The sequence below is a fragment of the Streptomyces sp. NPDC001822 genome (assembly GCF_042892135.1).
Lineage (GTDB): Bacteria > Actinomycetota > Actinomycetes > Streptomycetales > Streptomycetaceae > Streptomyces.
Window position 1 is genome coordinate 429,926 of record NZ_JBIATW010000001.1, and the last position, 26,238, is coordinate 456,163.

Here is a 26,238-nt window from a genome sequence, read left to right on the forward strand (position 1 = left end):
GCCCCATGAACTCCGTATCGGTCCGGGCCCTGCTCATCCGCGGCATGCTGGCCGGCCTCGTGGCCGGCGTGCTCGCGCTGGGCGTGGCCTACTTCCTCGGGGAATCCCGGGTGGACGCCGCCATCGCACTGGAAGAGGCGCACGCCCACAGCCACGAGCACGGCGGCGAGGAACTCGTCAGCCGCACCATGCAGGCCACCGGTGGACTCGCCACCGGCGTCCTGGTGTTCGGTGTCGCAGCCGGCGGCATCGCGGCACTCGTCTTCTGTTACGCACTGGGCCGCATCGGCGCCTTTGGTCCCAGGGCCACCGCCGCGCTGGTCGCGGGGGCGGCGCTGCTGACGGTGTACGTGGTGCCGTTCCTGAAGTATCCGGCGAACCCGCCCGCCGTCGGCAACCCCGACACCATCGGTCAGCGCACCGGTCTGTTCTTCCTGATGGTCGCGCTCAGCGTGCTGCTGGCCGTCGCCGCCGTCATCACGGGCAAACGACTCGCGCCGCGGCTCGGCAACTGGAACGCGACGATCGCCGCGGCCGGGGGCTACGTCGTCCTGATCGGGCTCGCCTACGCCTTCCTCCCCTCGTTCAACGAAGTCGGTGCCGACTTCCCTGCCACGCTCCTCTGGGAGTTCAGGCTGTCCACGCTCGCTGTTCAGGCGACCCTCTGGACCGCGTTCGGCCTGGTCTTCGGGGCGCTCACGGAACGACAGCTGCTGCCGCCCACCGCATCGGCGGCCGGTGCCGCGCCGGGCGCCACGCGGTCGGTGGGGGTCGCGAACTGACCTTCACGCGCCACGGAACGGACGACGGAACCCGCCGGATTCACCGGCGGGTTCCGTCGTCCGCGGTACCTTGCGTGATCGCTCGGCCCTGCGTGACGGGAGCCCGTCGAGTGGACGGGCGCCGGGCAACCGGTCTCACGCTCCCCGTGGTTCAGGGCGGGCGGCCGACGGCCGGGCCCGCACCGGGTGCGATGGCCCGGGGCCCGGTGCCGGGGTGTCCCTCCAGTCGACGCGGAAGTGCATCAACCGGTCGTCCACCGCCACCAGCCGCATACCGGCCGACGTCATGACGCGATGGGAGGCGACGTTGTCGAGATCGGCGTCGCCCTTCACGGACAACACCCCTTGCGAGCGTGCGAAGGCCAGCAGTGAACCGAGTGCCTCGGCCGCGTAGCCGAACCCCCGTGCCGAGGCGATCAGGCCGTATCCGACGGTGAGCCGCCCCTCGGAATCCGGGGCGCCGTGGAAATCCGCGCCGCCGATCGCCAGACCGTCCGCGCGCCGGCGAATCTCGAACGCGCCGAAGGGCCCGGGGTCACCGACACTCGCGCAGGTCCGCAGGAACCGGCCTGCCGCCCTCCGGTCGCCTGCATCGGGATAGCCGGGCGCCCAGTGCGCCGCCGGCGGGTTCTCGCGGCCGCTTGCTTCTATGTCCGCGGCTTCGGCGGCACTCAGGGGATGCAGCGCGAGCCGGGTGGTCATGAGGGCTTTCATCCGGCCTGGGTATCACCGCCGCCCCGGCGCACGCACCTTGATTTCGTCCTCGCGAGGGGTCCGGGAGGGAGCGACAGTAAGGGTGTAGCGTCGATACCACGTGAATGTTAGCGTTGTTCCTGTCAGCGTCGAGGCCGAGCCGGGCCGGCTGCGTCATGGCCCGGGGCGTCAGCGGCGTACATCTCTCGTCGAGGAGCACGTCATGACCGAGCAGAACCCCGCCCCCGCCCGCCGGGTCGCTCTCGTCACCGGTGGGTCGCGGGGGATCGGCCGCGAGAGCGCCGAGAGGCTGGCGGCGGACGGATTCGCGGTCGTCGTCTCCTACGCGGGACGCGAGGCTGAGGCACGCGCGGTGGTCGAGACCGTGACCGCGTCGGGGGGCCTGGCCTTCGCCCGCCGGGCGGACGTCGCCGACGAGGTGGCCGTGGCCGCCCTCTTCGACGCCGCCGAGGAGGCCTTCGGGGGAGTGGACGTCGTCGTCCACGCGGCGGGCGTGATGTCCCTCGCCCCCTTGGCCGACTTCGATCTGGACGTCCTCGACCAGATGCACCGCACGAACATCCGCGGCACCTTCGTCGTCGGCCAGCAGGCCGCGCGCCGGCTGCGTGACGGTGGAGCGGTCATCAACTTCTCCAGCTCCGTGCTGGCGCTGGCGCTCCCGGGATACAGCGGTTACGCCGCGTCCAAGGGTGCGGTGGAGGCGATCACGCTGATACTCGCCCGTGAACTGCGGGGCAGGGACATCACCGTCAATGCCGTAGCACCCGGGCCCACCGCCACGGCCCTGTTCCTCGACGGCAAGGACGAGGAGACGATCGCGAGGACGGCCGCGCAGCCGCCGCTGGAGCGGCTCGGCGTGCCGGAGGACATCGCGGAGGTCGTCTCCTTCCTCGCCGGTCCCGGGCGCTGGATCAACGGCCAGGTCCTGCGGGCCAACGGCGGCATCGCCTGACGGGCCGTCGACGTCCGCCGTGCCTGTCCGGGGATGCCCGGCGCCGCTGGTGCGCCGTCGCGGAGAGCGGAGGCGCATCGCATACCGTCGTCCGGTCCTGGCCGGCGCGGCGCTTGATAGCGTCCGTCCGGTGAGTACACGAGCACGCATCCTCGAAGTCGCGGCCGAGCTGGTCGCGGAGTCCCCGGACGGGGACATCTCCACGCGGGCCGTGTGCGAGGGGGCGCAGGTCGGGGCTCCGGCCCTCTACCGGCACTTCGGGGACAAGGCGGGACTCCTCTCGGCCGTCGTCGACCACGGATTCGACGCGTACCTGGCGACCAAACGGGAGCGGGGAGACAGTGGGGACCCCGTCGAGGACCTGCGCAACGGCTGGGACGGGCACATCGACTTCGCCCGGCGGAACCCCAACCTCTACCGCCTGATGAACTCGCCGGCGATGCGGACGCCCCCGGCCTCCGCGATCGAGGCCCATCGCATTCTGACCCGGGATCTGGAGCGCGCGGCGGAGCAGGGGAAACTCCGCATCGCCCCTGAGGCCGCGGCCCAGATGATCATGTCCGCCACGACGGGAGTGGCGCTCATGCTGGTGGCCCGCCCGGCGACCTTCCCGGACGCGGCCACTTCGGTCCGTGTGCGCGACGCCGTGCACGCGGCCGTCTTCACGCCGGACGCGTGGACGGCCGAACCGGAGGACGCTGAGGTCCCGTCCGTGGCGGCCCGGCTCGCCGCGCTGTTGCGGCGCTCGCAGGGGGCCGGCCTCAGTGCGGCCGAATCGGCCCTGATGACGGAGTGGCTGGACCGCGTGTCGAGCGGGGGGCCGGAGCGCGGCTGAGAGGGGCCCGGCCCGGGCACCTTCGGGGGCCGGACCCCTCGCCCTCCCGGCGCCGGCCCCCTCCTCGGACCGTCAGGCCGGCTCCGCGCCTCCGGACGACAGGCCCAGGGGAGCCGGCCCGGAACCGGTCGGCCCGGGCTCGAAGTCCCCCGCCATCGCCCGCGCCATCCGCAGGTGGGGCGCCGCCTCGGCCGCCCGGCCCTGGCGCTCGAGCGTGCGTCCGAGCATGAGGAGGGCGTAGTCCTCGACAGGGTTGCGCCTCAGCACCTCGCGCAGCTCCGTCTCGGCCTTGGTGAGCCGGGCGGAGTGGTAGTAGGCGCGGGCGAGCAGCAGGCGCGGCGCCACCTGCTCCGGCGCCTCCTGGACCAGCCCGCCGAGGATCCGTGCGGCTGTCAGGTATTCCTTCGCCTCGAAGAACATCTGCGCACGGTCCCAGCGCTCGGCCGGTGTGCCGAACTCGTAGTAGGTCTCGTCCACTTCTCCTCCTCGGCCATGGTGTGGTGCATCGTGCCCAACACCGGAAGATAGTTTAACATTCCACTAAATATTCGGCGTGGGACCGGCGCCCCGGGCCCTCCTTGGCCGTAGGTTGTGCGCCATGAGCAATCTGGACCGTCAGGCACCCCTCTCCGTCTGCGGGGGACGGGGGTTCGTCGTGGCCGAGCCCGTACGAGAACTCCTCACTCCCCGCCGCGTCCGGCTCGGGGAGTCCGCGGAGGTACGCCGACTGCTTCCCAACCTCGGCCGCCGCATGGTCGGGGCCTGGGCCTTCGTGGACCACTACGGTCCGGACGACATCGCCGACGAGCCGGGCATGCAGGTGCCCCCGCACCCGCACATGGGACTGCAGACGGTCAGCTGGCTGCACGACGGCGAGGTCCTGCACCGTGACAGCCTGGGAAGCCTGCGGACCATCCGTCCGCGCGAACTGGGCCTGATGACCTCGGGCAGGGCGATCAGTCACTCCGAGGAGAGCCCGAAGCCGCACGCCAGGTTCCTGCACGGCGCCCAGCTCTGGGTGGCCCTCCCGGACGCCCACCGGCACGTCGAGCCGCACTTCCAGCACCACACCGACCTGCCCGCCGTCACGGCTCCGGGCCTCACCGCGACCGTGATCCTGGGTGAGCTCGACGGGGCGGCCTCACCCGGCACGGCGTACACGCCGATCGTAGGAGCCGACATCGCGCTGGATGCCGGTGCCGAAGCCCGGTTGCCGATGGACCCGGATTTCGAGTACGCGGTGCTGTCGATGTCGGGTGAGGCCGAGGTGGACGGTGTGCCGGTGCTTCCGGGGTCCATGCTCTACCTCGGCTGCGGACGCACCGAACTGCCGCTCCGCGCGGCCTCCGACGCCGGGCTGATGCTTCTGGGCGGCGAGCCGTTCGAGGAGGAGATCGTCATGTGGTGGAACTTCGTCGGACGGTCCCACGGGGAGGTCGAGGCGGCCCGCCTGGACTGGATGGAGGGCACCCGCTTCGGCGTAGTACGGGGCTACGACGGCGCGCGCCTGCCCGCGCCGGCTCTTCCCCCGGGAGCGCTGAAGCCCCGGGGCCGGGTGCGCTAGGCGTACGCCGCCCTCGGCTCGCCGTCGGGGGAGCCCCGGGACGTGCCGTGGCCTCGCGCCGCCGCCGTCCACGGGGCCGGGCTTCCCCGTCGGCCGTCGGAGAGCCTCGTGGTCACCGGTCACGGTTCTTGCGGGCCGGACGGGGAGGGGCCCAGGGCTTCCCGGAGTGCGGCCGGAAGCTGCTCGGAGACCTCGTCCCCCAGCCGCTCGAACTCCCGCTTCAGGACGGGTGTCGCCAGGCGCGCCACCCCGTGGAACTCGACGAGAGCGCGATACGTGATCCTGGTGCCGCCGGAGTCCGGCTCGAAGCGCAGGTCGTCCGTCGACGTCGCCGTCCTGTTGCGCCCGACGAAGGTGAGCCGGTCGTCGTCCATCCGTGTCAGTTCGTAGCGGAGCTCGGTGCGGCGTCCGCGGAACGAGGACACGTTCAGCCACGTCGTGCCCACCCTCACCGGAGCACCTGCATCGACCTGCCGGCAGCTGATGGTGCCCGGGTCCCACTGCTCGGTGTGGGAGAAGTCGGCCATGTAGGCGACGATCTCGTCGCGCGTGCGGTTCGAGTGCATGATGCGTTCGACCTTGATCACTGCGGCTCCTGGGGTCACGTCGTGCTCCGTGCCCGCGCTGGGCACGATGGTCCTCCTACCCGTGCGCGATCATCGGACGCACGCCGGTCCCCCCGACGAGTGGCGGGCGCCCCGTGCCGTGCGGACCATGGGGTGACGGCTGCCGCTTCCGCCCGGCCGCATCCGCCGGGCGTGGCGGGCACAGCCCGGGCCGGTCGCGCGCGCAGGCCGGCAGAGCCGCGAGGAGCGTCTATGGCCGTTCTCCCCCATGCACTCGACGCGTTGCGCAGGCGCGCCGGCGCGCTCCTGTTCGAGCGCGTGGCCGGCCCGGACGGCCCCCGGAACCGGGACGCGATCCACCACACGCCCGGCCCTCGATGGTTCGCGCCGGACAGTCCCGTACGCCGCGTCCACAGGGACAGCTCGATGTTCATCGGCGGACTGTCCGCGCTGCTCCTGCAGTCCCTCCAGCCGCAGGCCATGGCCGCAGTGGCCGACCACTCCGGGTTCAGGGGCGATCCGTGGGGGCGGCTCCAGCGCACGAGCACCTTCCTCGCCACCACGACCTACGGCACGGCCGACAGCGCGCAGTCCGCCTGCGAGCGCGTCAGGGCCGTGCACGCGCGTATCAAGGGCGTGACCGACGAGGGCGTGCCGTACAGCGCCTCCGACCCTCATCTGCTGGAGTGGGTTCACATCGCCGAGACGCACAGCTTCCTCGAAGCGCACCAGGTGTTCGGGGCGCGCCCCCTCACGGACGAGGAATGCTCTCGCTACGTCGCGGAGATGGCGCGAATCGCCCAGGCCCTGGGAGTCGCGTCCCCGCCCCGGTCGGCCGAGGCCCTGCGCGCACGCCTGGAGACGTACCGTGCGGAACTGCGGGGCACGCCGCAGGCACGGGAGACCACCCGGTACTTGCTCCTGCGGCCGCCGGTACCGGTCATCGCGCTGCCGTTCTACGGGGCACTGGCGGGCAACGCCGTCGCCCTCCTGCCCCGCTGGGCGGCCGGCGAACTGGGCCTTCCGCGCTGGGAGCCGGGGGAGCGGTGGGTGCTGAGGCCGGTGGGACGAGCGGCCACCGGCCTCATCGGGTGGGCCATGCGCGGGCCCGAGGACGGATGACGATCCTGAACCCCCAGCCGTCGCGTCTCCTGCGTCGCCCCCACCGCACCGTCCATCGGCGACGGAATGCCGGCGCCCCGGCCCGGAGGCCATGGGTGTGAGGTCACCGGGAGAGGCCGTCGCCGTCCACGGGAAGCAGGAAGAGTTCGTCCTCGTAGCACCAGGCCCACGCGTCGCCGGGACGCAGGGAGCGGGCCAGGGGATGACCGCGGGTCCGGGCATGCCTGTACGCGTGCTGTCCGGCCGAACTGTCGCTGCACCCGACATGCCCGCAGGTGAGACAGCGCAGCAGGCTCGCGGACGGGGCACCCGCACGGCAGTCGTCGCAGGCCGGGGTACCCTCCCGCTCGGGCAGGTGCTCGTCCGCGTCCGCGTGCGTGCAGCATCTGCGGCCCAGCGCGCCCGCGTCGGGCGCCACCTTCCATGCGGCCATCGGCCCGTCCCTCCGTCGTCGCGCGCCGTCGGCGAGCGTACCGACCGCCACTGCTGCGGACATGCTGCCCGATCGAGCGGATCGAACGCTCCGGCCCGCCCGGCGGGGTCCACCGTTCGAGGGGGCGGTACCGGGCAACAGGCGTGTCAGCGTGGACGGGCGGGCGGGCGTGCGCAGTGTAGATCGCAGTTCGCCGCCCTCCGTGGGGCGGCCCCCACACGTCTGGAGACATCATGTTCAAGCTGGGAAGTGCGGCGGTCCTGAGCGTGGCCGCGGGCGCCTTGGTTCTGGCCGGGCCGGGTGTGGCCAGCGCCGACGCCGGTGCGCAGGGCGTCGCCTACGGTTCGCCGGGCGTGCTGTCCGGCAACGTCGTGCAGCTGCCCATCCACATCCCCGTCAACGCGTGCGGCAACTCGGTGAACATCATCGGCCTGCTGAACCCGAGCGCCGGCAACACCTGCATCAACGGCGACTTCGGCGGCAAGGACTTCGACGAGCACAGCGACGGCAAGGGTGAGCACCACAGCGACGGCAAGGGCGGCCACCACGGCCACTCCGAAGGCCACGGCGAGTAACACCTCCTGAGCCGCCCTCACCCGTCCGGCCGAAGCGATCGGGGCGCTTCGGCCGGACGGAGCGACTTCTCCGGGCGCGTCCTTCACGCCGGTCCCCGCCGCACCCGCTCACGAGTGGCCGTGCCGGCACCGCGAGCGGTGCGCAGTCCGTGAAACGCGGACCTTCATGCCTCCGCATGACCTTCGCCGCCGTCACCCCCGCAGGCGGCGTCCAGCTCGGCGGCCCCCTTCGTCCAGCGTTCGCGCCGCTCCGCGGGGGACTGGTCCCACCACGGGGTGCCGCGCTCGCCGAGTGCCACCTTCGCCGTGTGCACCCGGCTCCGTGCCGCGCCCTCCGCCACCTCGTCCCCGGCCCGGCGTGCCGCGCCCACCGCACGCCGCGCCGACATGAGGTGACGGCGCAGGGCCGCGGCGACGTGCTCGGGAATCCCGGGGTCCGTCGCCCGCCAACGGCGGCCGTTCACCACGATGTACCGGCCGTCGGGCGTCCGCTCCGGCTGTGTCGGGGATTCCATCGGGCCCATGCTGCCCCGTACCGGGCGGAGACGCCGTGCGGCCACGCGGACCGCCGGAAGGGCGGTGCGCCGGTCCCCTCACTCGTCGACCGACGCGCCGAAGAGCGCGTCCGCGCCCGAGGCGGCGAGGGAACCCCCGCCGTAGGACCACGAGCCGGTGCTGACCGTCCCGTTCGTCGACGCGGCGAGCCACCAGACCACTCCGTCCGACGTGTTCTCGCCCGGCGCCGCGGCCAGGAGCTCCGAGCGGCCGTCGGCGTCCGTGTCGGCGAGGCGGACCTGCCCACCCCAGCGGTCCCCCTTCTCCGCAGTGCCCGGTACGCCCGCCGAGTTCTGGTCGAACGACCTGGCGCCTGCCGCGGTGAGGCCCGTCGTCGATCCGCGCAGCAGCCGCACCCCACCGGCGTCCGGCACGGCGCCGACGTCCTCGCCCGGCACCCCCACGGCGAGGTCGGCGTGACCGTCCCCGTCGATGTCGGCGAGGGAGACGTCGGCGCCGAACGCGTCACCGAGTTCGGCGGTGCCCGGCACACCGGCGGTGTCCTGGGTCCAGACCTGCGCCGGGGTGCCCAGCTCGTCGACGTCCGCCATGCCGTCGGCCGTGCCGAGGAACACGCCGACCATGCCGCCCGTCAGGGGTTCGTTCTCGTCCTCGGGCTTGTCGGGCCTTCCGAAGACCAGGTCGTCGTATCCGTCGTCGTCGATGTCCCCCGAGGCCGACGAGGTGCCGCCGGCGAGGTCACGGGTGTACACCGGTCCGTCGGCGCCGCCCATGTAGACGGCCGACCAGGCCCGGCCGTCCTGCTCCAGACCGAGGCCGGACACGACCAGGTCGGAATAGCCGTCACCGTCGTAGTTCCCCGTGGTCAGCGCAGCCGGCCGGATCGACTCGCGCCCGGGCGCACCGGACGCGGGGAGACGCCCCGCTCCGCGCAGTGCGCCCGCGTCGTACGAGAACAGGTCGGTGCCCGTGCGATCGGCGACGGCGAGGTCGTCACCCGGGGTCGCCCCGCTGAGGTGCGCGGCGGCGACCGCCGAGCCGAAGCGGGCGTTCGCCACGGGTGCGGCCGCCCGCAGCGTGGCGCCGCGCTCGGCGGACAGTCCGCCCCGCGACCCGTAGAGGACGACCACCCTGCCGGCGTCGGCGACCGCACCCTCGTCCTCACCGGGAGCGGCGATGATCGCGTCGTCGTACCCGTCGGCGTCGAGGTCCCCGGTGGCCACAGCGGTGCCGAATCCGTCACCGGTCTCGGCGGTGCCCGGCACGCCGGGCGTCGACTGGCCGAACACCGCGGTGCGGACGCGCGGGATGCTGGTCGCGGTGCCCATGCCGCTCGCGGAGCCGTACTGGACGGTGACGTAACCCGCCCCCTTCCTGCCGCCGTCGGTGCCGCCCGGAGCGCCGGTGAGGACGTCGTCGTAGCCGTCTCCGTCGAAGTCGCAGTTGCGGTCGTCGGCATAGGTGCCGCCCGGAGTGCCCGCGGTCGCGGGGGGCGCAGTGGTGATCACGATGCCGCTCAGCAGCAGGAACGAGGCGGCAGCTGCTGCCGTGGGACGCCTGTGGGTCATGTCTGCTCCCTGGTGCCGGCCGGTGGCGGGTCCGCCGGTCACTGGTTGGATGCGCGGCACGCGGCGGAGGTTGCCGCCCGGCCGGTGTTCTGTGGCGGAGCAGTGACATACAGCGGACGGGTACGCGACCGCCGAGTACGGCTGCGCGGCGCGCGGGCTGCGCCCGTCCCGGCCGCGAGGGTGCCTCACGACCACCACACCCGGCGGGGAGCACCGGCGTCAGGACGCCGGTGCTCCCCGCAGGCCGGTGGGCCGTCACGTGCCGTGGCACGCGTGCGCCGGGCCGGTCGCGTCAGCCCCGTCGGCCGGCGTACCTGTGAGCCACCACGACGCCCGTGAGTGTCACCACCCCGGCGGCAGCGGCCCAGGCCTGCCAGTCGCCCGGGGAGTTCGGGCCGGCCGCGGCGGCACCGCCGCCACCCGCGTGCACGGCGGCCGGTGCGGAATCCCCGGTGCTGAACGTCTGGGTCTTCAGTGCCAGGTCCTTGGCGTCGGCACTGCCCCAGGCGTAGACGACGTTGCTGGTTCCCTCCTTGAGGTTCAGATCGGCGGGGCCGATGGCCACGGTGTCGGTCCCGGCGAGGGTGACGTCGGTGCTGAGCTTCCCCGCATCGACCTCGGTCGTCATCTCGTCCGGGTTCACCAGCCCGCTGAAGACCGGCTGTCCGCCTGCCCGCACATCGACGGCGGGCGCGGCAGCGACGTGACGTACCGTCAGTCGTGCCTTCCCGTCGTCGACCTTCGAGACGTCGTTGACGAACGCGGTCAGTTCGGGTTTGCCGTTCGCGGACAGGTGCGCGGCGATCGTCGCGTTCGCGTCCGCCGGCACCTTGATCTTCTTCTCGATGGCCGGTGTGCCGTCAGGTCCCTGTCCTGCCTCGAACACCTGGATGTCGTACGTGCCCGGGGCGAGCGCCTGCGGTTCCGTCACGGTGCCGGGTTTGAAGTCACCGAGCAGCCGGTCGCCGTTGGCGTAGACGTCCACGGTCATGCCGGGCACGCCGTGGAACACGGACACCATGGCCTTGTCCGCGTTCTGGGTGCCGGTGGACGCCACGGCGGGCGCGGTGAGGCCGAGGGTGAGGGCTCCGGCGCCGATGGCCGCTGCGGCTATGGCGAGTGGGGTCCGGGTGGTCATGGGGATCATTCCTTCGGTCGGACTGTCCGCCGGTTGCGGAGTCACGTTCCTGCGTCGGTCACCTGTGCCGCCGTACAGCGAGGGGACCACGTGCCGTCGACCACGGCTGTGCGCGTCGGGGAACCCCCGGCCGGGAGTGGCCACCGGGTCCGAGCGCCCGCCGATCGGTGCGACGGCGTGCCGTTCACCTGGTCAGGACCCGCGGGCCGCTCCGGGGGGCCCACTGATCCCGCGCTGTGTGCGGCAGGCATCTCATACATCCCAGTCTCGGGAGGTGAAGCGACGCGGACAACATGCGTCGTTTGTGCGTCGTATCCTGGCGGTGTGAGCGGCCACGCGAACGATGCGGATCGCGGTCACCTGCGGGAACCGCGGGAAAGCGGCGCTCTGTCCACGGGTGAGGTCGCACGGCGCCTCGGAGTGGCCCCCACCACCGTCCGTTCATGGGACCGCCGCTACGGCCTGGGTCCCCCCGGACACACCGACGGCGGACATCGCCGCTGGACCTCCGTCGACGTGGCCCGGCTGGAGCGGATGTGCGCCCTCGCGGCCACCGGCGTGCCTCCGGCCGAGGCCGCCCGCCAGGCGCGCGGAGAAGCGCCGCCGGACCGGCAGCCGTCCCCGGCGGACGAGGCCCGCGCGGCCACGGCGCCCGGCCCTGCGGCGCCATTGCACCGAGGCCGCAGCAAGGCGGGCAGCGGCCTCCGGCTGGGGGACGTGCGGCGCGAGTGCAGAGGTGTCGCCCACGCGGCGCTGCGCCTCGACGCCCCCGCTCTGGACGCACTCATGGCGGTCGCGATCGAGGAGCACGGTCTGGTCACGGCGTGGTCGGAGGTGATCATGCCCGCACTGCAGGCGGTCGGCAGCAAGTGGGAGGGTTCGGGCGAGGGGTATGTCGAGGTCGAGCACTTTCTGTCCTGGCACGTCTCCGGCGCGCTCCGACGCCACGCGCCGCCCGCGGTCGCCGATCGCGCCGGCGCCGTCACCGTCCTGGCCTGCGTGCCGGGGGAGCACCACACCCTGCCGCTGGAGGTCCTGGTCGCCGCACTCGCCGAACGCGGTCTCCCGGTCCGTATGTTCGGGGGTGCCCTGCCGGTGGAGTCCCTGGTCAGCGCGGTGCGCAGGACAGGGCCGGCGGCGGTCGGACTGTGGGCCCAGTCGCGCGGCACGGCGAGTCGTCCACTGGCGCAGCACGTGGCCGCGATGGAGTGGGGTGTGCGCGGGGCCCGCAGGAATCCCGTCGTCCTGACCCTCGGGCCGGGCTGGGCGGGCCGGTCCGTGCCGGGACTGCCGCACCCGCACGGTCTGGCGGAGGCCGTCGCCGCCGTGGAGGACATCGCGGGCCGATGAGCGTCCCCGCCGCCCGACGCCGCCCCCGGTGGAACATGGCTCCGCGCTACCGCTAGCGTGATCACGCCGCGCCGACGGGGCTCGGGTGCCGTCGCCAGATCGGTCGGCGGGGAGAGGTGTCGGGCGTGCGGGTGAGCATGACGACCGAGGCCGCCAGGCCGGGTCGTGTGAACGAGGACTTCGTCGGCGTCGTGCCGGGGGCGGCGGTGCTGATCGACGGCGCCGGAATCCCGGGCACCGGGGCCGTCTGCCGTCATGGCGTCGCCTGGTACGCAGGGCGCCTGGGCAGCAGCCTCCTCGGCCTGCTGCCCCTCGCCCCGGAGCGCAGCCTCGCCGCGCTTCTCGCGGAGGCCGTCGAACGGGTGACGGACGCGCACCGGGACACCTGCGACGTCGCCGATCCCGTCGCCCCGTCGGCAGCAGTGGCCGTCATGCGTACGACGGCGGCCGGACACGTCGACCACCTGGTGCTGGGCGATGCGGTCCTCGTGCTCGACGTGCGGGACGGTGCGCCGGTGGTGGTGTCGGACCCTCGGGAGGAGCTCGTCTGCCGCCCGTACCGGTCCGCACTCGCCGACCTGCCGGAAGGCGGAGACGAGTACGGCCGGCTGCTCCGAGACATGCGCGCCAACCGGAACCGGCACGGCGGGTTCTGGGTGGCCAAGGACGACCCCCGGGCGGCGGACGAGGCGATCACGGGGAGCCGTCCGGTCTCCCAGATCACCGGCGTCGCCCTGCTCAGCAACGGCGCCGCCCGGCTCGTGGACCCGTTCCGGCTCGCCGACTGGCCGGACGTCCTGGCCACCCTGGCGTCACGAGGACCCGACGACGTCGTCCGGAGGGTCCGGCGGGCGGAGTCGGGCCGCGCGGTGACGGCGGATGACGCGACGATCGCCTACTGCACCGGACTCGACGGGTCCTGACACGTCTGCGGTGTCGCTCCCGGGCCGTTCGCCGGGCCCCGCGGAGCCCGCGGGGCCCGCGCAAGTCGTGAACCCGCGCGGTTCGCGCAACGTGCGGAACCGGGGCCGGCAGCGGCGGTGCGGCGCAGCCGGCGCGGAGGCCGCGGTGCTCAGTCCTCCGTCAGCATGCCCTCGCGCAGCTTCGCGACGATGCGGCTGATCAGCCGGGATACGTGCATCTGGGAGAGTCCCAGGTGTTCGCCGATCTGGGCCTGTGTCATCTCCTGGCCGAAACGCATACCCACGATCGCGCGCTCGCGTTCGTCCAGCGTCTCCAGCAGGGGCGCGAGGCTCTGGAGGTTGTCGACCAGTTCCATACCGGGGTCGCAGTCGCCGGTGAGGTCGCTCTGCGTACGGCTCGCCGCTCCGGGGCTCTCGTTCTCGGCTCCGTCGACGGGCAGGTCGAGTGAGCCCGCGGTGTAGCCGTTCGACGCGATGAGACCCTCGATGACCTCCTCCTCGCTGATGGCGAGGTGTTCCGCGAGCTCGCCGACCGTGGCGTCCCGGTCCAGGACGGTGGCGAGGTGCTCCTTCGTCTTCGCCAGGGTGACACGCAGCTCCTGCAGCCGCCTCGGGACGTGGACCGACCACGTCGTGTCGCGGAAGAAGCGCTTGATCTCACCGACGATGTAGGGAATCGCGAAGGAGGTGAACTCCACCTCGCGGGCGAGCTCGAACCGGTCGATGGCCTTGATCAGGCCGATGGTCCCGACCTGCAGGATGTCCTCCATCTGGCCGTCGCCGCGACTGCGGTAGCGGCCGGCGGCGAACTGGACCAGCGAGAGGTTCATCTCGATCAGGGTGTTGCGGGCGTACTGGTACTCGGCGGTGCCCTCGTCGAGGGCCTGCAGCCGGTCGAAGAAAAGCCTGTTGAGCGCGCGGGCGTCCTTCGGTGCGACCCTCCGCGGATCAGGGATCTCCGGGAGCGCCGTCGGTACACCGTTCTCTGCCATCGGTGCCTGTACGGATGTCGACATGATGGTCGTACTCCTTCGGCCGGCAGCGTCTGCGACTACGCACGCGCAGAGTTCGCCTACCCGGGTGCATGCCGCTCACACCCCCATCCGAGACAAAAGCGCCTACTCCGCTGCTTTCTGACGCTGAGGGATCTCGGAGGACGCCGCTCGGGGAATCAGCCGTCCGGTGCTCCGGCTCGGCTCCAGGCCGCCCGTACGGCCCTCGGCGACGCGCCCAGTTCGCGGCGGCACACCTTGTTGAAGGCCTGGAGGTCCGGGATGCCCACCGAGGCGGCGACCGCCGGGATGGAGAGTGTGGACTCACGGAGCAGGTGGCCGGCGCGCTCCAGCCGGCGGCGTCTGATGTAGGCGACGAGCGTGTCGCCCCGCTCCGCCCTGAAGAGCCGGGACAGGTGGTTGTGCGAGACGCCCGCGGCCCTGGCGATCTCCGGGACGGTCAACGGCTGGGCCAGACGCGCCTCTATGTAGGCGACCGCGCCGGTGACCGCGGGATGGGGGACGACGCGGGGCGCGACCGGTGGCAACCGGGCCACCCGCCACAACGCCGCCCAGATCTCGGCCGACGCCTGGGCGGGCTCGGCGGCGGCCACGGCCGCCGCCGCCCGGCGCAGGAGCTCCGACAGCGCGGTGGCGTGAACGCCCGCGTCCTGCATCACCGGCACCTGACGGGGCTCGCCCGCCCCCGACAGCGACAGGTGGGCGAAGAGGTGCTCCGAACGCCCGAGATAGCGGAACTCGACGGACGTGTCCGGCGGCACGAGACTCACATGCCCGGGCCTGATGGCGTGGACTTCACCGTTCACCGTCAACCGGCCGGCGTATCCGTACAGATGGAGCTGCCACAGGCCCGGCAGCCGGAACACGTCATGCGCGGTGGCCGTGCCGTGCACGCCGACCCCTGCGGCGGCGACCTCGGGCGGCCGGTCGAGGTGGATCGTCGGCACGGTGAGAATTTACCAGCAGTGGTGACGGAGGCCCACGCGTCGCACGGCCCGCGACTCCTAGCGTGGGCGGCGGGGCGGAACAAGCGGACGCAGGACGTCCGACGGCGCCCGACCGAGGGGACGTGCGGGATGGCCATGCAGAAGTGGTTCGGCGAAGCCAGGCTCGGGATCTTCGTGCACTGGGGGATCTACGCCGTGGACGGGGTGGCGGAGTCCTGGTCCTTCTACGACGGGACGGTCACCTACGAGCAGTACATGAACCAGTTGCACGGATTCACCGCCTCGCGGTACGACCCGCACGCGTGGGCCGAACTCTTCGCGCGCGCCGGCGCCGGATACGCGGTCCTCACGGCCAAGCACCACGACGGCGTGGCGCTCTTCGACACCCGCCACTCGGACCTCTCGGTGGTGCGGCGCACGCCCGCCGGCCGCGACCTGGTCGCCGGGTACACGGACGCGCTGCGCGAACGCGGCCTCAAGGTGGGCCTGTACTTCTCGCACTCCGACTGGTCCCACCCCGACTACGCCACGCTCCGGCACCCCGCGCCGCAGGAGGTGCCCGTCAACGACTCCCGCTTCAGCACGCCGCCGGAGGGCCGGGAGGACCGGGCGCGCTGGGCCCGCTACCTCGGCTTCCGCGCCGCCCAGGTCCGCGAGGTCGCCGAGCTCTTCCGCCCCGACCTGCTCTGGTTCGACGGCGAGTGGGAGCGCACCGAGGAGCAGTGGCAGATGGACGCGCTGGCGCGGGACGTCGTCTCGCTGCTGCCCCGGACGGTCCTGAACGCCCGGCTGACCGGGCACGGCGACTACGCGACACCGGAACAGGGACTGCCCGTCGAGGCCCCGGAGGGCCCGTGGGAACTGTGCCTGACCGTCAACGACTCCTGGGGCCACCAGCACACCGACGACAACCACAAGTCGGTCGGACAGCTGGTGCGCTACTTCACGGAGACGATCGGGATGGGCGGGAACCTGCTGCTGGCTGTCGGCCCCAGGGAGGACGGCACCATCCCGCAGGCCCAGGCCGACCGGCTGCTCGGGCTGGGGGCGTGGATCACCCGGCACGCCGAGGCGGTCCACGGGACGGTGGCGGGCCTGCCACCGGGCCACCACTACGGCCCGAGCACCCTCTCCGCGGACGGCCGGACGCTGTATCTGGTCTGCTTCGGAACCCCGCACGAAACCGTCTCGGTCCGTGGGCTGAGCACGCCGGTCGAGCGCGTGACGGTGCTGGGCACCGGTGACGTGCTCGCGCACAGGGTGACCGGAGGACTCGGCCACGTACCCGGGGTGCTCTGGATCGACGCGCCCACCGGTGACCAGGTGGACCCGCACGCCACGGTGCTGGCCGTCGAGCTCGGCGATGACCTTGATGTGTACCGGGGCAAGGGCCGTATGTAGACGGCAGTGTGCAGCCCGGACGGGCGGGGCCCTCTCAGGCCGCGCGCCGGCCGGTGCGGAGCGGGCGCCCCCCTGCCAGGCCGCCGGGGTCCAGGCCCAGCGACACGGCGGCCGTCGCGCCGACGTCCGCCAGACTGCCCGCGTCCGGCAGCAGTTCGACCCCGTCCGCCCCCGGGCGGTGGATGAGCACGGGGACGTACTCCCGGGTGTGGTGGGAGTGGCCGATCGCCGGGTCGTTGCCGTGGTCGCCGGTCACGATGAGCCGGTCGCCCGGCTCGGTGAGCAGCGCGACGAGGGCGGCGAGCCCGGCGTCGACCTGCTCCAGCAGGCGCCCGTAGCGCGTGGTGTCCTGCTGGTGCCCCGCGAGATCTGTCTCCTGGACGTTGGCCACCACGAGGGCGTCGCCCTCCGCGCGTACGGCGTCCAGGGTGCGCGCCAGGACCTCGGCGGTGTCCACGGCCGGGTGACGCAGCGCCGGACCGCACACCAGGATGTCGGCGGCCTTGCCCACCAGGGTGACCGGGATGCCGGCGCGCGCGGCCAGTTCGGGCAGCTGGCGGGTGTGGTCGAGGGGAGCGCCCAGATGCCGCACCTGCAGACCGGAGTTGCGGTAGAAACCCGTCGCGGGGGTGTCCAGACCGACCGTCCCCCCGTCTCCGGGGCGGACGTACGCGGGCAGCGGTCCGTCCGCGTGTCCGCCGACCGCTATGACCCGGGCCACGGGTGCGACGGCCCGCACGGTGCGCGCGACGGCGAGAATGCCGCCGGGACCGTCGAAGGCGAGGTCGTCGAGGCGGCCCGAGGCGTTCCAGTTGATCCCCGGGTCGGCCTCCAGGTTGTCGTGGACCAGAACGGTCCCGTCGACGACGAGCAGCGGCAGTCCTTCCAGCCTTTCGGTCCGGTGTCCCGCCGCGGTGAGGGCCTGGGCCACCTCGTCGATGTGGTCGGCGAGCCGCGCCACCGTCACCCTGCTGAAGTCGGCGCCCATCATGGTCTGGTGGCCCGCGAAGGTGTCGGCCCCGGGGTAGCCGAGTGCGGCCCGGCCCGCGGCCACCGGCAGGTGGGTGCGGCGCGCCAGGTCAGGATGCGGGTGGACCAGACCGAGCCCCAGCGCCCCGAGCACCGGCAGCCGCAACGGCCGGCCCAGCGCGGTGCGCGCGTGGTCGAGCACGTGTCCGCAGGTGTCGGCGGCGAGGTCGCCGGGGCGCAGGGTGCCCGCGTCGGGCATGGCGCCGACGCCGAATCCGTCGACGACGACGATGACGGTCTTGGCCATGAGGTGCTCCTTACAGGGTTCGGCCCTGGGCGTCGTACAGCCCGTTCAGCCGGGGGGTACCGGACGAGAGTCCGGAGACCACGGCGACGGTCGAACGCGTGACGAAGATCTGGGTGCGGAAGGCCAGCAGCGCGGTGTCCCCGACACGTACGTCCGCCCCGTCGGCGGGGGCGTCGAGCAGCCGGTAGTAGTCGATGTTCTCGGCGGGCGCCCCCTGCACGCCCAGGCGTGTGCCGGTACGCGGCAGATGGGCGCCGCGGATGTGCGAACGGGCGTAGAAGCCGCCCCCGTACACCGCCGGACGGCCGTCCGCCAGGGTGTGGGCGACCTCGGTGACGTAGACGTAGGCCGGCTTCTCGGGCTGGGCCGGGTCGAGGGCGTGCAGCGGGGTCGTGCCGGTGAGGGCGTGGCCCGGTTCGCCGTGGGTGGCGCCGAGTTCCGCCAGCAGCGGCAGCGAGGCCATGGAAGTCGCGCTCGGAGCACTGATCTTCAGGCCGTGGTGACCGCGCGAGGCCAGGAGGTCGCGGGCCTTCAGCACCTGGTCGAAGGTCGCCGTGGCGGCCGGCACGCCCGTCGCCGGATCGCACAGGACGCAGGGGAAGCCGGTGAGCCCGGCGATACGGATACCGTCCAGCGCCTCGGCGGCGGCGGCGAACTCGTCCAGCCGGTCGAGCGGCACACCGCCCTCCTGGCCGGGATAGCCCGCGCCGTCCGCGCCCTCGACCCGGATCAGGACGTCCTGGACGAAGCCCAGTTCCCGTGCCGCACCGGAAACCGCCCGGGCGTTGGCCAGGTCGAAGACCGTCACCGCCTCGGGACGCCATGCCAGCACCTCGGGCAGCGCCCGCCGGGGGACCTGGACCAGGTGGCCGACGTTTCCGGGCAGCGCGCCGGCGGCGTGCAGGAGCCGGGCCTCGGCCGTGTCGATGGCGGCGGAGCGCGGGATGTGGCGGGCGACGGCGCGGATCAGCTCCGGGTTGCGGCCCAGCTGCTTGACGACGAACCAGAGCCCGATGCCGAGGCGTTCGCCTTCGGCCGCCAGCAGCGCCGCGTTCGCCTCGACGGCGTCCAGGTCCATCACGTAGGTGTCCGGCGGGATCTCGCCGTCCCGGTGGAGGGCGGCCGCGGCGTCGACGAGCCCCGGATTGCGGGTGAGGAGGGTGTCGAGGAACACGGTCAGTCGACCTCCGGTGCGGCCAGTGCGGCGAGCGAGTCGCGCAGGATGCCGATGACGAGGTCGGCGCCCGCCCGCATCGGGTTGATGCGCACGGTCCAGTCGGCGAGCTCGGGGGAGTCATCGAGGGCCGAGCTGGACATGCGGTAGAAGAGGGGGGCGATCTCGTAGCGCGAGTTGGAGCCGACCGGGTAGGGGGCCGCTCCGAAGCGGGCCGCCACGGCGGGCAGATCGCGGGCGACGGGCCGGTCGAGTCTGACGAGCAGGCAGCGGTCCTGGGCGTTGGCGATGCGCACCTCGGCCACGCCCTCCACCTCGCCGGCCGCCAGGCGTTCCGCCACTTCGGCGCCCACGCGGGACTGCACGGACCACATGACCGGGACGTGGGTGAGGGCACGCAGGGCGTCGAGCGCCTGGTGGCCCTGGACCTGCCCGCCGCCGGAGTAGTTGTCGCGGCGTACGTCCGCGACCACGTCGCCCGCACCGACGACGAGGCCGACGCCCTCCGGACCGTGCAGCTTGAAGAGCGAGAAGCACGAGGCGTCGGCGCCCAGTTCCACTCCTGCCGCCGGGGTGCGCATGACGGCGTAGTTGTCGTCGACGATCGTGCGGACCCCGGCCGCCCGGCAGGCGGCGATCACCTCGGCCGGCTCGTAGGAGTCGGCGAGCCGCTGCCGGGTGTGCTGGATGTAGGCCCACCGGAAGATGCCTGACGACAGGGCCTCGCCGAGTTCCTCCGGGTCGTTGAAGTCCGCCTCGACGGTCCGGACGCCGATGCCCCCGAGTGTCACCTCGGTGGTCCGGTAGACCGGTGCCCTGTGGATGAGCAGCGGATCGCCCGCCCGGACCGCCGCGTTGAGGGCCGCCCGGATCGCCCCCGTACCGGCGCCCTGGACGAAGGCGGCGTCCTCGGCCCCGAAGAAGTCCGCGAGCACGGCCTCGACGCGGGCGGTGGCGCGGGGGCGACCCAGCCCGGGGACCACTCCGGCGTCGGCCGTGAAGAGCTCGTGGCCCTCGAAGTGGGCGGCCGTGGCCTCGATCAGCCGGAACTGTGTCGCGACGGCGTTCTCCAGGGGGACCGTCGCCAGGGGGAACGTCCGGGGAAGTGCCGGATTCATGTCAGTGCTCCTCGCCGGTCAGGAATCGCAGGGGGTTGCGGCGGGTCAGCAGATCCACCAGGTCGTCGTCGGCGCCCGCCGCCCGGAGCTTCGGGAGGAAGTCCCGGAAGAGGTGCCCGTAGCCCTGGCCGCCCTCGTCGATGAGGTACCCGTGACGGGAGATGTCGCAGCTGAGGAGCACCCGGTCGGCGTGACCCGCCTCCAGCAGGGCCAGCAGCAGCCGCAGCCGGTCGCCGTCGCTGCGGTAGGACGCCTTGCCCACGGTGTCGAACGCGACGTACGCGCCGCTCGCGGCGAGCTCGCGGTGGACCCCGGGCTCGTCCAGCAGGTCCTGGTGGCCGATGCTGACGCGGTGGGCGGGCAGGCCCTCACCGGTGAGCAGTTCCAGCTGGGCGAGGCCGCCCCGGCCGAGCTGCGCGTGTGTGGCCACGGACAGCCCGGTGGCCCGCGCCGCCCTCGCGGCAGCCCGGAGCACCTTGGCCTCGGGGGCCGTCGGCACGTCCCCGTGGCTGCCGATCTCACCGAGGACGCCGGGCCGGATACCGGTCGGGCCGATCCCGTCCTCGATCTCGCGGACCAGGGTCCCGGCGAGCTCGTCCACGCCGTGTCCGTCGATCTCCGGCGTGTGGAAGGGCTCGTAGTACCAGCCGGTCGCCGCGACGACCGCGACCTGCGCCTCCTCCGCGATCCTCGCGAGGGTGCCGATGTCCCGGCCCATCCCGCGGCAGGTCAGCTCGATGACGAGCGCGAGTCCGAACTCTTCCCGAAGGGAGGCGAGTTCGGCCGTCACAGCTGGACAGTGACGCCGCGGGTCGAGGACGGCCGCGCCGTCGCCCCGGTGGTCCAGGTCGAGGACGAGGTGCTCGTGGGCGAGGACGGGGCCGCGCACGGAGCCGGGCGCCAGCTCTCCGGAGACGGTGCGCACGGTGCGCGCTGCGGGGCGGTTCATCGTGGGGGTCTCTCTTTCGCGTACGGCCCGGTTCGGGTCGCGGGGCGGTTCAGCCCTTGACCGGAGTGAACAGGTCGAGCCAGTACAGGACGTTCAGCAGGACGCCGCCGACGATGACGGCCGCGGGCGCCGCCGCCATCCTCACGACCGGCCGGCCCATCGACTCGTTCAGGAGGTAGAGGCCACCCACGAGGAGGATGCCGAGCCCGCCGCCCATGGCGTTCGCGGCCATCAGCGACCCGAAGAGGATCGCGAGCTGCAGGGTGTCCCCGATGGCGCTGCGCAGGTGCTCCGAGGAGTCCCGGACACTCGGAAGCCTGCCGAGGACCTTGCCGATCCAGGTGAGGGCCAGCACCTCGGCGGCGAAGACGAGCGCGCCGACGATCGCGGCGAGCCACGGGTTCGGCATCAGGTAGCCGATCGGGTACACCAGCGTGAATCCGGCGATGCCGTACGCGCCGGAGGCCAGGGCGGTCGTGGCGATCAGCGGGATGAAGCCGAAAACCCGGTAGAAGTCGACCTGGGCGGCCTCGGAGTAGTGCCCCTTGGCGATCAGGAAACTCGTCGCCTCGCCGCCGCCGAATATGTGCATCTGGGCGAGCACGCACACCCCTGCCCCGAGCACCATGAACAGCGGCAGGAACCTGCGCAGACGGGCCGCGCTCGCGCTGAACAGAGACATCATCGGGTCGTCGTCCGCGAGGACGGGTTCGGCGGTGCCTGCCTCCCGGTCGGCACGCCGCTGCCGGAGATCCTTGGAGACGGCCAGCCCGATCAGCAGCAGCACGCCGGCCGCCATGGCCAGCGCTCCGGCGAACATGTTCGGCCACAGCTTCATGGTCGTGACGACGAGGGCGACTTCGAGGGCCCCCGCGACGCCGCCCCACCCGCGTCCGAACTGCTTGGTGATGGCGAGCACCGGGAACAGCGTGAACAGGAACAGGATCGGCGTCGACATCTGCTGCATCGCCGTCAGGAAGTCGACCGGGAGATCGTGCGCGGCGTCGTTCGCGCCGTTCAGCCCGAAGACCACCACCGCCCCCCACGCGGCGCCGAGGATCGGGGCGATCCACTTCCTCGGCGCCAGCATGCCGAGGATGTCCGTGGGCAGGAAGACCAACCACGGATTCAGCACACCGGTGGAGAGAGCCATCGGGGCGCCGAGTCCGAAGATGAATCCGGCGGAGAGCCCGAAGGAGACGGCCGTCGTCGCGCTGCGGGTGGTGCGGCCCTGGACGAAGTCCAGCAGGAAGGGACGCACCCCGTCGTTGAAGACGGCCAGGGCCATGTGCGAGATGAAGGCGGTCAGCGCACAGAGGGCTATCACGGTCAGCTGCTGGGCCAGTGTGAAGTCAAGACCGGCGCCGGCGGCGAGTGTGGTGCTCACGAGTCACTCCTAGGAGCCCGGGACGACGAGGAAGGGGCGGCGGTCAGCCGCGGGCCGCGATGGCGCGGGCCAGGAGCGGGGCGATGACGTCGATCTGGTCCATCGAGAAGCCGAAGACCTTCTTGCCGGCCGCCAGCAGGGTGCCGGCCTCCTCCTCGGTCGGCACGCCCCGTCCGAAGGTGTGACAGGCGGCGCTGCCCATGAGGCCGACGAGCACGCCGAGGGAGGCTCCGGCGCCCGTGTGACAGGTACCGAGGAAGTAGTCGGCCTGTCCGGCCCTGAGCTTCATCGCGGCGTCCATGTCGCTGGACTGGACGACGTCGAGCGTGTCGATGCCGAGATCGGCGATGGCCTTGGTGACCTCGACCTTGCCGACCCCTCCGGTGAGGATCTTCGTCATGACTGTCCTTCTCTCTGTCTGGCTGTGTCGGTGCGGGGCACGGCAGCAGGTCCGTTGCCCGCCGGGTGTCCGGTCAACTGGCGGGGGCGGACGGGGAACGCCCGCCGAGCACCGCCAGGTGCATGCCGAGGAAGTTGATCTCGGACTCGGGCAGTGCCGCTCCCAGGTCCTGTTCGGCGCGGGACGAGACGGCGCGTGCGCGCGCGACCGCCCCGGGGTGTCCGGCCAGTTCGGAGGCGACCTGCTCGTCGGTGGGGAACTGCTCGATCGATTCGCCGTCGAGGAGCCGTCCGAGCGCCATCATCAGATGGCTGGTCAGCATGCCGGCCGACGCCTCGGTGACGACGTGCCCCTCGTCCTCGAGCGCGGACAGTTCGGCGGCGACGAAGTCGACCACCCCGGGCGGGACCTGGCCGCCCTCGCGGAAGAGCCGGATCCGCAGTGCGAGCTGGTCGTCCATGATGATCCTCCTAAAATCGACAGAAACCAGGATTCTGTATTCTGATGTCGGGCGGCCCTCTCGGGAGCCTCGGCGGTCCGGCCGTCGGGTGCGCCTCAGTACGAGGGGATGCGATCACCCTTCAGTACGTCGCTCTGCAGCCGGGTCACCAGGGACAGGTCGAGCGTGTCGCGGATCGCGGCCAGCGCCTTCGCGCCGTCCGTCCGGCAGATGATCGCCGCGCTGGAGTTGCGCAGTGCCAGCTCCCTCGTGACCTCGTCACCGAGCGGCCGCACCTCGACGCCTTCGCCGATCCGGTGCCGCGCCTCGTCCAGGTTCCATACGGTCGCGTCCACCTCGTCACGGGCGAAGAGGTCGTGCAGCTGCATGTACGACGCCTCCCGCCACTCGATGTCGTCGCGGCCGGCGAAGACGCGCTCCACGAGCATGCGCAGGTCTTCCGAGGTGTGGTCGACGGCCACCCGCAGCCCCGGTGCGTCCAGGTCGACGCCCCGGCGGACCAGCATGCCGTGCGCCCCGACGTAGGTGGCGGGTCCGAGGTCGGCCATCAGCTCCACGGGGTGCCGGCCGATCAGCTGGTCGGCGGCGAAGCGCGAGAGGACGACCAGGTCCACCTTGCCCTCCAGGAGTGCGGCGGTCCGGGCCCCGGCCCCGCGCATGAACGTGACCGCGAACGGGGCGCCCGCTTCCTCGAAGGCGCCGCGCAGTCCCGTCGCGAGACCCTCGTAGCGGCGGGAGTAGGGGAGCGGCATCGCCGCGAGCAGGGTGCCCATGCCCGAGAGCCGCCACAGGATCGACCGGTCGGAGTGTGCCAGGAACGTGCCGAGGTGGCCGCGTGCGGTCGTCGAGATCGCGCCGGACTCCTCCAGCAGCTGGAGGGCCGCTTGGACGGTGCCGTTCCCGCAGCCCAGTTCCTCCGCGAAGTCACGCACGCGGGGCAGTCGGGTGTCCGGCTCGTGGTGAAGGAGCAGGACCGCGAGCTGCCGGGCGGCGAGGCCGTTGCGCGACAGGAAGCGGGCGTCGAAGTCGTTCACGGCCCAAACAGTAAACAGGATTCTGGATACTGACAAGGGTCCGGGCGGCCCGGGCGGGGGTGCGCGTCATGTGCCGCCCCGCCGGGCTCCGTCACCCGGCGGGGGACCGCTCATGCAGACGTACCTGCTCGCCCTCAACCCGACCGATTCGGTGGTCAGCGGCTTCCTTCCGGCCGCTGCGCGCCCCGGACCGTCCGTGACCCTCCTGACCGACCGGCCCGATGCCTACGGCCCGCCCGCCGCCCTCGGGCCGGACGTCGAGGTGGCGGACTGTGACGTACGCGACCACCGGTCGGTGATCACCCACATCTCCCACCGTGACTTCCTCATGCACCCGCCGCCTGTCTTCCGCTTTCTCGGCGGGGCGGGGACGGAAGCTCCCGAGGAGGTGCTAACTTAGGTAAGCCTTGCCTAAGGAGATGGTATGACAGTCGCCCCCGCCCGTACCGTGGAGCTCTCGCACGCGGAGCGGATCCGCTCCGTCGTCGCGGCCGCCACCTCGCTCGGTCTGACCACCGCCGGTGCGTCGTACGACCTCGTCGCCATGCACCTGGTCGACGACCGGAGGCTCGTGCTCCGAGTCCCCGACGACACCCCGCTCGCCGTGGAAATGGTGTGCGCACCGCACGGGACGCTGGGCGCGCTGGCCGAGTTCACGGACGTCGCGCCCGTCCGGGCCCGCGACCGGATCCGTGCCCGGGTCATGCTCTCGGGTGAGCTCACCCCCTCCGGCGCCCGGCAGGAGGGCGTCATGGTCCTGACCCTGGACCTCGCGCGGGCCGGCATCCAGCGGCACGGCCGGGTGGAACACGTGCACCCCGACGAGGTGTTCGGCGCCGCACCCGACGCACTGGCCCTGGAGGAGGCGGCGATGCTCGGCCACCTGGACGACGACCACCGTGACGTCGTCGCCCGGCTCGCGCGGCTGGCCGCCCCCGAGGTCCGCCGGGGCGTGGTCGACGTGCGCCCGTACGCCCTGGACCGTTACGGCTTCACCCTCCGCTACGAGTACGCCCAGGGACACCGCGACGCGCGGCTCCTCTTCCCGGCCCCGGTGCGCGACGCCTCCGAGGTCGGCGCACAGGTGGAGGCGCTTCTCCACCGGGCCCGCCACCGCGGGGGCGCCACCCGCATGTGACCCGGAGGTCCCCCGCCCCTCCGGTACGCCTGAGCGATCCGCCGCGCCGCCGGGCATCCTCGTGGTCCGTCGATCCGGGCGACGGCACGGGCATCCTGGTGGCCGGGATCGCCGCGGCCGTACGGGGCGCGGGTGCCGCCACCGGGCCCGGGCGTGCCCCGTCCCACGACATGACGAGGAGTCAGGTGCCGGAGGACCAGGAAGGCGGACGCGCGGGGCGGAAGCCCGGGGCCGACGTGAGCGTGACGGCGGACCGGCTGAAGGAGCGTATCTACGCCACGATCACGATGATCGCCGTGGTCGTCGGGCTGTCGTTCAGCGAGGCCGGTGCCACGGGGGCGCTCGCCACGGTCCTGACGACGGCACTCGGGCTCTGGCTCGCGGCCCTCGTCGCCGACCAGCAGGCGCACCGCACCGTGCACCGCCACCTCGCCACGGGCCGGGACCTGCGCAGGATGCTGTACGTCAGCAGCCCGCTGCTCTCGTGCGCGGCCGCCCCCGCCGTCATGATCGGGCTCGCGGCACTCGACGTGCTGTCCCTGTCCGCCGCCCTGCTGACCGCCGCCGGTGTCGGGGTCGCCTCGCTCTTCGCGTGGGGCTGCGCGGGCGGGCTGCGCCTGGGCGGTGGCGTGCCGTTGGCGCTGCTCGCCGGTCTGCTCGACGCGACGATCGGCGTGGCGGTCGCCCTGGTCAAGGCTGCCGCGGGGCACTGACGATGCGGTGCGGGCCCTGCAGGGCGGGCCGTGCTCACGCGCTCCGAGGACTGCGGACCCGGCGCGGCCGACCGTCGTCGTCGGCGGCGGGTGCGCGCCCGGGTCAGTGGCCGTCCGCCGACAGCCTGTCCGGCGCCCGGGGCGAGGGGCCGGATCGGCCGGATAGGGCCCCGGACCAGGCTGTACGCTG

Annotated in this window: 28 protein-coding genes and 1 pseudogene; 12 read left to right on the top strand and 17 right to left on the bottom strand. The window is 72.8% G+C overall.

The window, feature by feature from the left end; all coding sequences use genetic code 11:
- Positions 1–5 precede the first annotated feature (5 nt).
- Entirely contained in the window at positions 6–782 is a 777-nt protein-coding gene (locus ACFYY2_RS01970; RefSeq protein WP_388735681.1) for a CbtA family protein, read from the top strand.
- Positions 783–917: 135 nt separating this feature from the next.
- Here the strand turns inward: ACFYY2_RS01970 and ACFYY2_RS01975 are convergent, their stop codons facing one another.
- Entirely contained in the window at positions 918–1,496 is a 579-nt protein-coding gene (locus tag ACFYY2_RS01975) for a GNAT family N-acetyltransferase (protein ID WP_388735683.1), read from the bottom strand.
- Positions 1,497–1,698: 202 nt separating this feature from the next.
- On the opposite strand from ACFYY2_RS01975, the gene ACFYY2_RS01980 reads away from it, so the two are divergent.
- Together ACFYY2_RS01980 and ACFYY2_RS01985 are read left to right on the top strand one after the other, a co-directional pair.
- Complete coding sequence (locus tag ACFYY2_RS01980; RefSeq protein WP_388735684.1) at positions 1,699–2,448, top strand: SDR family oxidoreductase; 750 nt, start codon at positions 1,699–1,701, stop codon at positions 2,446–2,448.
- 130 nt (positions 2,449–2,578) lie between these two features.
- Positions 2,579–3,283 carry a TetR/AcrR family transcriptional regulator gene (locus ACFYY2_RS01985; protein ID WP_388735687.1) on the top strand — a complete coding sequence of 235 codons (705 nt, stop codon included), beginning with the start codon at positions 2,579–2,581 and terminating at the stop codon, positions 3,281–3,283.
- 72 nt (positions 3,284–3,355) lie between these two features.
- Here the strand turns inward: ACFYY2_RS01985 and ACFYY2_RS01990 are convergent, their stop codons facing one another.
- Complete coding sequence (locus ACFYY2_RS01990; RefSeq protein ID WP_388735688.1) at positions 3,356–3,760, bottom strand: tetratricopeptide repeat protein; 405 nt, start codon at positions 3,758–3,760, stop codon at positions 3,356–3,358.
- Between the two features lie 121 nt (positions 3,761–3,881).
- Here ACFYY2_RS01990 and ACFYY2_RS01995 point away from each other — a divergent pair, with 121 nt between their 5' ends.
- Complete coding sequence (locus ACFYY2_RS01995) at positions 3,882–4,847, top strand: pirin family protein (RefSeq protein WP_388735691.1); 966 nt, start codon at positions 3,882–3,884, stop codon at positions 4,845–4,847.
- Between the two features lie 119 nt (positions 4,848–4,966).
- Here ACFYY2_RS01995 and ACFYY2_RS02000 read toward each other — a convergent pair whose 3' ends face one another.
- The gene (locus ACFYY2_RS02000; RefSeq protein WP_388735694.1) at positions 4,967–5,479 is read right to left on the bottom strand and encodes an SRPBCC family protein; all 513 of its coding nucleotides are present in this window, start codon (positions 5,477–5,479) and stop codon (positions 4,967–4,969) included.
- Between the two features lie 186 nt (positions 5,480–5,665).
- Between ACFYY2_RS02000 and ACFYY2_RS02005 the strand changes: the two genes are divergently transcribed.
- Positions 5,666–6,535, top strand: coding sequence for an oxygenase MpaB family protein (locus ACFYY2_RS02005; RefSeq protein ID WP_388735696.1), 870 nt, complete (start codon positions 5,666–5,668; stop codon positions 6,533–6,535).
- Between the two features lie 103 nt (positions 6,536–6,638).
- Here the strand turns inward: ACFYY2_RS02005 and ACFYY2_RS02010 are convergent, their stop codons facing one another.
- On the bottom strand, positions 6,639–6,968 hold the full coding sequence (locus ACFYY2_RS02010; RefSeq protein ID WP_388735699.1) for a UBP-type zinc finger domain-containing protein: 330 nt from the start codon (positions 6,966–6,968) through the stop codon (positions 6,639–6,641).
- 233 nt (positions 6,969–7,201) lie between these two features.
- Between ACFYY2_RS02010 and ACFYY2_RS02015 the strand changes: the two genes are divergently transcribed.
- Positions 7,202–7,543, top strand: coding sequence for a chaplin (locus ACFYY2_RS02015; RefSeq protein WP_388735702.1), 342 nt, complete (start codon positions 7,202–7,204; stop codon positions 7,541–7,543).
- A 164-nt stretch (positions 7,544–7,707) separates the two neighbouring features.
- Here ACFYY2_RS02015 and ACFYY2_RS02020 read toward each other — a convergent pair whose 3' ends face one another.
- From ACFYY2_RS02020 to ACFYY2_RS02030, 3 genes are all read right to left on the bottom strand, one after another.
- Positions 7,708–8,058 carry a hypothetical protein gene (locus ACFYY2_RS02020; RefSeq protein WP_388735704.1) on the bottom strand — a complete coding sequence of 117 codons (351 nt, stop codon included), beginning with the start codon at positions 8,056–8,058 and terminating at the stop codon, positions 7,708–7,710.
- Positions 8,059–8,136: 78 nt separating this feature from the next.
- Positions 8,137–9,627 carry an FG-GAP repeat protein gene (locus ACFYY2_RS02025; RefSeq protein WP_388735707.1) on the bottom strand — a complete coding sequence of 497 codons (1,491 nt, stop codon included), beginning with the start codon at positions 9,625–9,627 and terminating at the stop codon, positions 8,137–8,139.
- 292 nt (positions 9,628–9,919) lie between these two features.
- Positions 9,920–10,765, bottom strand: a complete 846-nt coding sequence (locus ACFYY2_RS02030; protein ID WP_388735710.1) for a DUF4397 domain-containing protein — start codon at positions 10,763–10,765, stop codon at positions 9,920–9,922.
- A gap of 324 nt (positions 10,766–11,089) precedes the next feature.
- Here ACFYY2_RS02030 and ACFYY2_RS02035 point away from each other — a divergent pair, with 324 nt between their 5' ends.
- Both ACFYY2_RS02035 and ACFYY2_RS02040 read left to right on the top strand, forming a co-directional pair.
- Entirely contained in the window at positions 11,090–12,115 is a 1,026-nt protein-coding gene (locus tag ACFYY2_RS02035) for a MerR family transcriptional regulator (protein ID WP_388735712.1), read from the top strand.
- Between the two features lie 131 nt (positions 12,116–12,246).
- A complete protein-coding gene (locus ACFYY2_RS02040; protein ID WP_388735715.1) occupies positions 12,247–13,038 on the top strand; it encodes an integrase in 792 nt (263 codons plus the stop codon).
- A gap of 149 nt (positions 13,039–13,187) precedes the next feature.
- On the opposite strand, the gene ACFYY2_RS02045 is transcribed toward ACFYY2_RS02040, so the two are convergent.
- Both ACFYY2_RS02045 and ACFYY2_RS02050 read right to left on the bottom strand, forming a co-directional pair.
- Positions 13,188–14,054 carry a SigB/SigF/SigG family RNA polymerase sigma factor gene (locus ACFYY2_RS02045; protein ID WP_388735717.1) on the bottom strand — a complete coding sequence of 289 codons (867 nt, stop codon included), beginning with the start codon at positions 14,052–14,054 and terminating at the stop codon, positions 13,188–13,190.
- 155 nt (positions 14,055–14,209) lie between these two features.
- Positions 14,210–14,998 (bottom strand): helix-turn-helix domain-containing protein, encoded by a 789-nt coding sequence (locus tag ACFYY2_RS02050; protein ID WP_388735719.1) that lies wholly within the window; start codon positions 14,996–14,998, stop codon positions 14,210–14,212.
- 129 nt (positions 14,999–15,127) lie between these two features.
- Between ACFYY2_RS02050 and ACFYY2_RS02055 the strand changes: the two genes are divergently transcribed.
- On the top strand, positions 15,128–16,399 hold the full coding sequence (locus ACFYY2_RS02055) for an alpha-L-fucosidase (protein WP_388735721.1): 1,272 nt from the start codon (positions 15,128–15,130) through the stop codon (positions 16,397–16,399).
- Positions 16,400–16,433: 34 nt separating this feature from the next.
- On the opposite strand, the gene ACFYY2_RS02060 is transcribed toward ACFYY2_RS02055, so the two are convergent.
- From ACFYY2_RS02060 to yhfZ, 8 genes are all read right to left on the bottom strand, one after another.
- Positions 16,434–17,675, bottom strand: coding sequence for a phosphopentomutase (locus tag ACFYY2_RS02060; RefSeq protein ID WP_388735724.1), 1,242 nt, complete (start codon positions 17,673–17,675; stop codon positions 16,434–16,436).
- Positions 17,676–17,685: 10 nt separating this feature from the next.
- A complete protein-coding gene (locus ACFYY2_RS02065; protein WP_388735726.1) occupies positions 17,686–18,849 on the bottom strand; it encodes an alanine racemase in 1,164 nt (387 codons plus the stop codon).
- A 2-nt stretch (positions 18,850–18,851) separates the two neighbouring features.
- Complete coding sequence (locus tag ACFYY2_RS02070; RefSeq protein ID WP_388735730.1) at positions 18,852–19,967, bottom strand: aminotransferase class V-fold PLP-dependent enzyme; 1,116 nt, start codon at positions 19,965–19,967, stop codon at positions 18,852–18,854.
- Between the two features lies 1 nt (position 19,968).
- Entirely contained in the window at positions 19,969–20,916 is a 948-nt protein-coding gene (locus ACFYY2_RS02075; RefSeq protein ID WP_388735732.1) for a phosphotriesterase, read from the bottom strand.
- Between the two features lie 49 nt (positions 20,917–20,965).
- A complete protein-coding gene (locus ACFYY2_RS02080; protein ID WP_388735734.1) occupies positions 20,966–22,303 on the bottom strand; it encodes a YhfT family protein in 1,338 nt (445 codons plus the stop codon).
- 43 nt (positions 22,304–22,346) lie between these two features.
- Positions 22,347–22,703, bottom strand: coding sequence for a DUF2620 domain-containing protein (locus ACFYY2_RS02085; protein WP_388735737.1), 357 nt, complete (start codon positions 22,701–22,703; stop codon positions 22,347–22,349).
- Positions 22,704–22,776: 73 nt separating this feature from the next.
- Positions 22,777–23,163 carry a transcriptional antiterminator gene (locus tag ACFYY2_RS02090; protein ID WP_388735739.1) on the bottom strand — a complete coding sequence of 129 codons (387 nt, stop codon included), beginning with the start codon at positions 23,161–23,163 and terminating at the stop codon, positions 22,777–22,779.
- A 95-nt stretch (positions 23,164–23,258) separates the two neighbouring features.
- Positions 23,259–24,197: a GntR family transcriptional regulator YhfZ gene (gene yhfZ / locus ACFYY2_RS02095; protein WP_388735742.1), complete on the bottom strand. Its 939-nt coding sequence runs from the start codon at positions 24,195–24,197 to the stop codon at positions 23,259–23,261.
- Between the two features lie 112 nt (positions 24,198–24,309).
- Here yhfZ and ACFYY2_RS02100 point away from each other — a divergent pair.
- The 3 genes and pseudogenes from ACFYY2_RS02100 to ACFYY2_RS02110 all read left to right on the top strand — a co-directional run.
- A pseudogene (locus ACFYY2_RS02100) lies at positions 24,310–24,510 on the top strand (siderophore biosynthesis protein); the annotation flags it as partial.
- A gap of 111 nt (positions 24,511–24,621) precedes the next feature.
- Positions 24,622–25,335, top strand: a complete 714-nt coding sequence (locus ACFYY2_RS02105; RefSeq protein ID WP_388735744.1) for a DUF2470 domain-containing protein — start codon at positions 24,622–24,624, stop codon at positions 25,333–25,335.
- Positions 25,332–26,048, top strand: coding sequence for a hypothetical protein (locus ACFYY2_RS02110; protein ID WP_388735746.1), 717 nt, complete (start codon positions 25,332–25,334; stop codon positions 26,046–26,048). Before ACFYY2_RS02105 ends, ACFYY2_RS02110 begins: the two co-directional genes overlap by 4 nt.
- The last annotated feature ends 190 nt before the right edge of the window (positions 26,049–26,238 follow it).

Bases quoted from the DNA above. Each gene is read 5' to 3' on its own strand.
- ACFYY2_RS02025 (WP_388735707.1), bottom strand. From the start codon at position 9,627: ATGACCCACAGGCGTCCCACGGCAGCAGCTGCCGCCTCGTTCCTGCTG.
- ACFYY2_RS02030 (WP_388735710.1), bottom strand. From the start codon at position 10,765: ATGACCACCCGGACCCCACTCGCCATAGCCGCAGCGGCCATCGGCGCC.
- ACFYY2_RS02010 (WP_388735699.1), bottom strand. From the start codon at position 6,968: ATGGCCGCATGGAAGGTGGCGCCCGACGCGGGCGCGCTGGGCCGCAGA.
- ACFYY2_RS02090 (WP_388735739.1), bottom strand. From the start codon at position 23,163: ATGGACGACCAGCTCGCACTGCGGATCCGGCTCTTCCGCGAGGGCGGC.
- ACFYY2_RS01975 (WP_388735683.1), bottom strand. From the start codon at position 1,496: ATGAAAGCCCTCATGACCACCCGGCTCGCGCTGCATCCCCTGAGTGCC.
- ACFYY2_RS02020 (WP_388735704.1), bottom strand. From the start codon at position 8,058: ATGGAATCCCCGACACAGCCGGAGCGGACGCCCGACGGCCGGTACATC.
- ACFYY2_RS01995 (WP_388735691.1), top strand. From the start codon at position 3,882: ATGAGCAATCTGGACCGTCAGGCACCCCTCTCCGTCTGCGGGGGACGG.
- ACFYY2_RS02055 (WP_388735721.1), top strand. From the start codon at position 15,128: ATGGCCATGCAGAAGTGGTTCGGCGAAGCCAGGCTCGGGATCTTCGTG.
- ACFYY2_RS01970 (WP_388735681.1), top strand. From the start codon at position 6: ATGAACTCCGTATCGGTCCGGGCCCTGCTCATCCGCGGCATGCTGGCC.
- ACFYY2_RS02015 (WP_388735702.1), top strand. From the start codon at position 7,202: ATGTTCAAGCTGGGAAGTGCGGCGGTCCTGAGCGTGGCCGCGGGCGCC.
- ACFYY2_RS02105 (WP_388735744.1), top strand. From the start codon at position 24,622: ATGACAGTCGCCCCCGCCCGTACCGTGGAGCTCTCGCACGCGGAGCGG.
- ACFYY2_RS02045 (WP_388735717.1), bottom strand. From the start codon at position 14,054: ATGTCGACATCCGTACAGGCACCGATGGCAGAGAACGGTGTACCGACG.
- ACFYY2_RS02085 (WP_388735737.1), bottom strand. From the start codon at position 22,703: ATGACGAAGATCCTCACCGGAGGGGTCGGCAAGGTCGAGGTCACCAAG.
- ACFYY2_RS02070 (WP_388735730.1), bottom strand. From the start codon at position 19,967: ATGAATCCGGCACTTCCCCGGACGTTCCCCCTGGCGACGGTCCCCCTG.
- ACFYY2_RS01980 (WP_388735684.1), top strand. From the start codon at position 1,699: ATGACCGAGCAGAACCCCGCCCCCGCCCGCCGGGTCGCTCTCGTCACC.
- ACFYY2_RS02005 (WP_388735696.1), top strand. From the start codon at position 5,666: ATGGCCGTTCTCCCCCATGCACTCGACGCGTTGCGCAGGCGCGCCGGC.
- ACFYY2_RS02075 (WP_388735732.1), bottom strand. From the start codon at position 20,916: ATGAACCGCCCCGCAGCGCGCACCGTGCGCACCGTCTCCGGAGAGCTG.
- ACFYY2_RS02060 (WP_388735724.1), bottom strand. From the start codon at position 17,675: ATGGCCAAGACCGTCATCGTCGTCGTCGACGGATTCGGCGTCGGCGCC.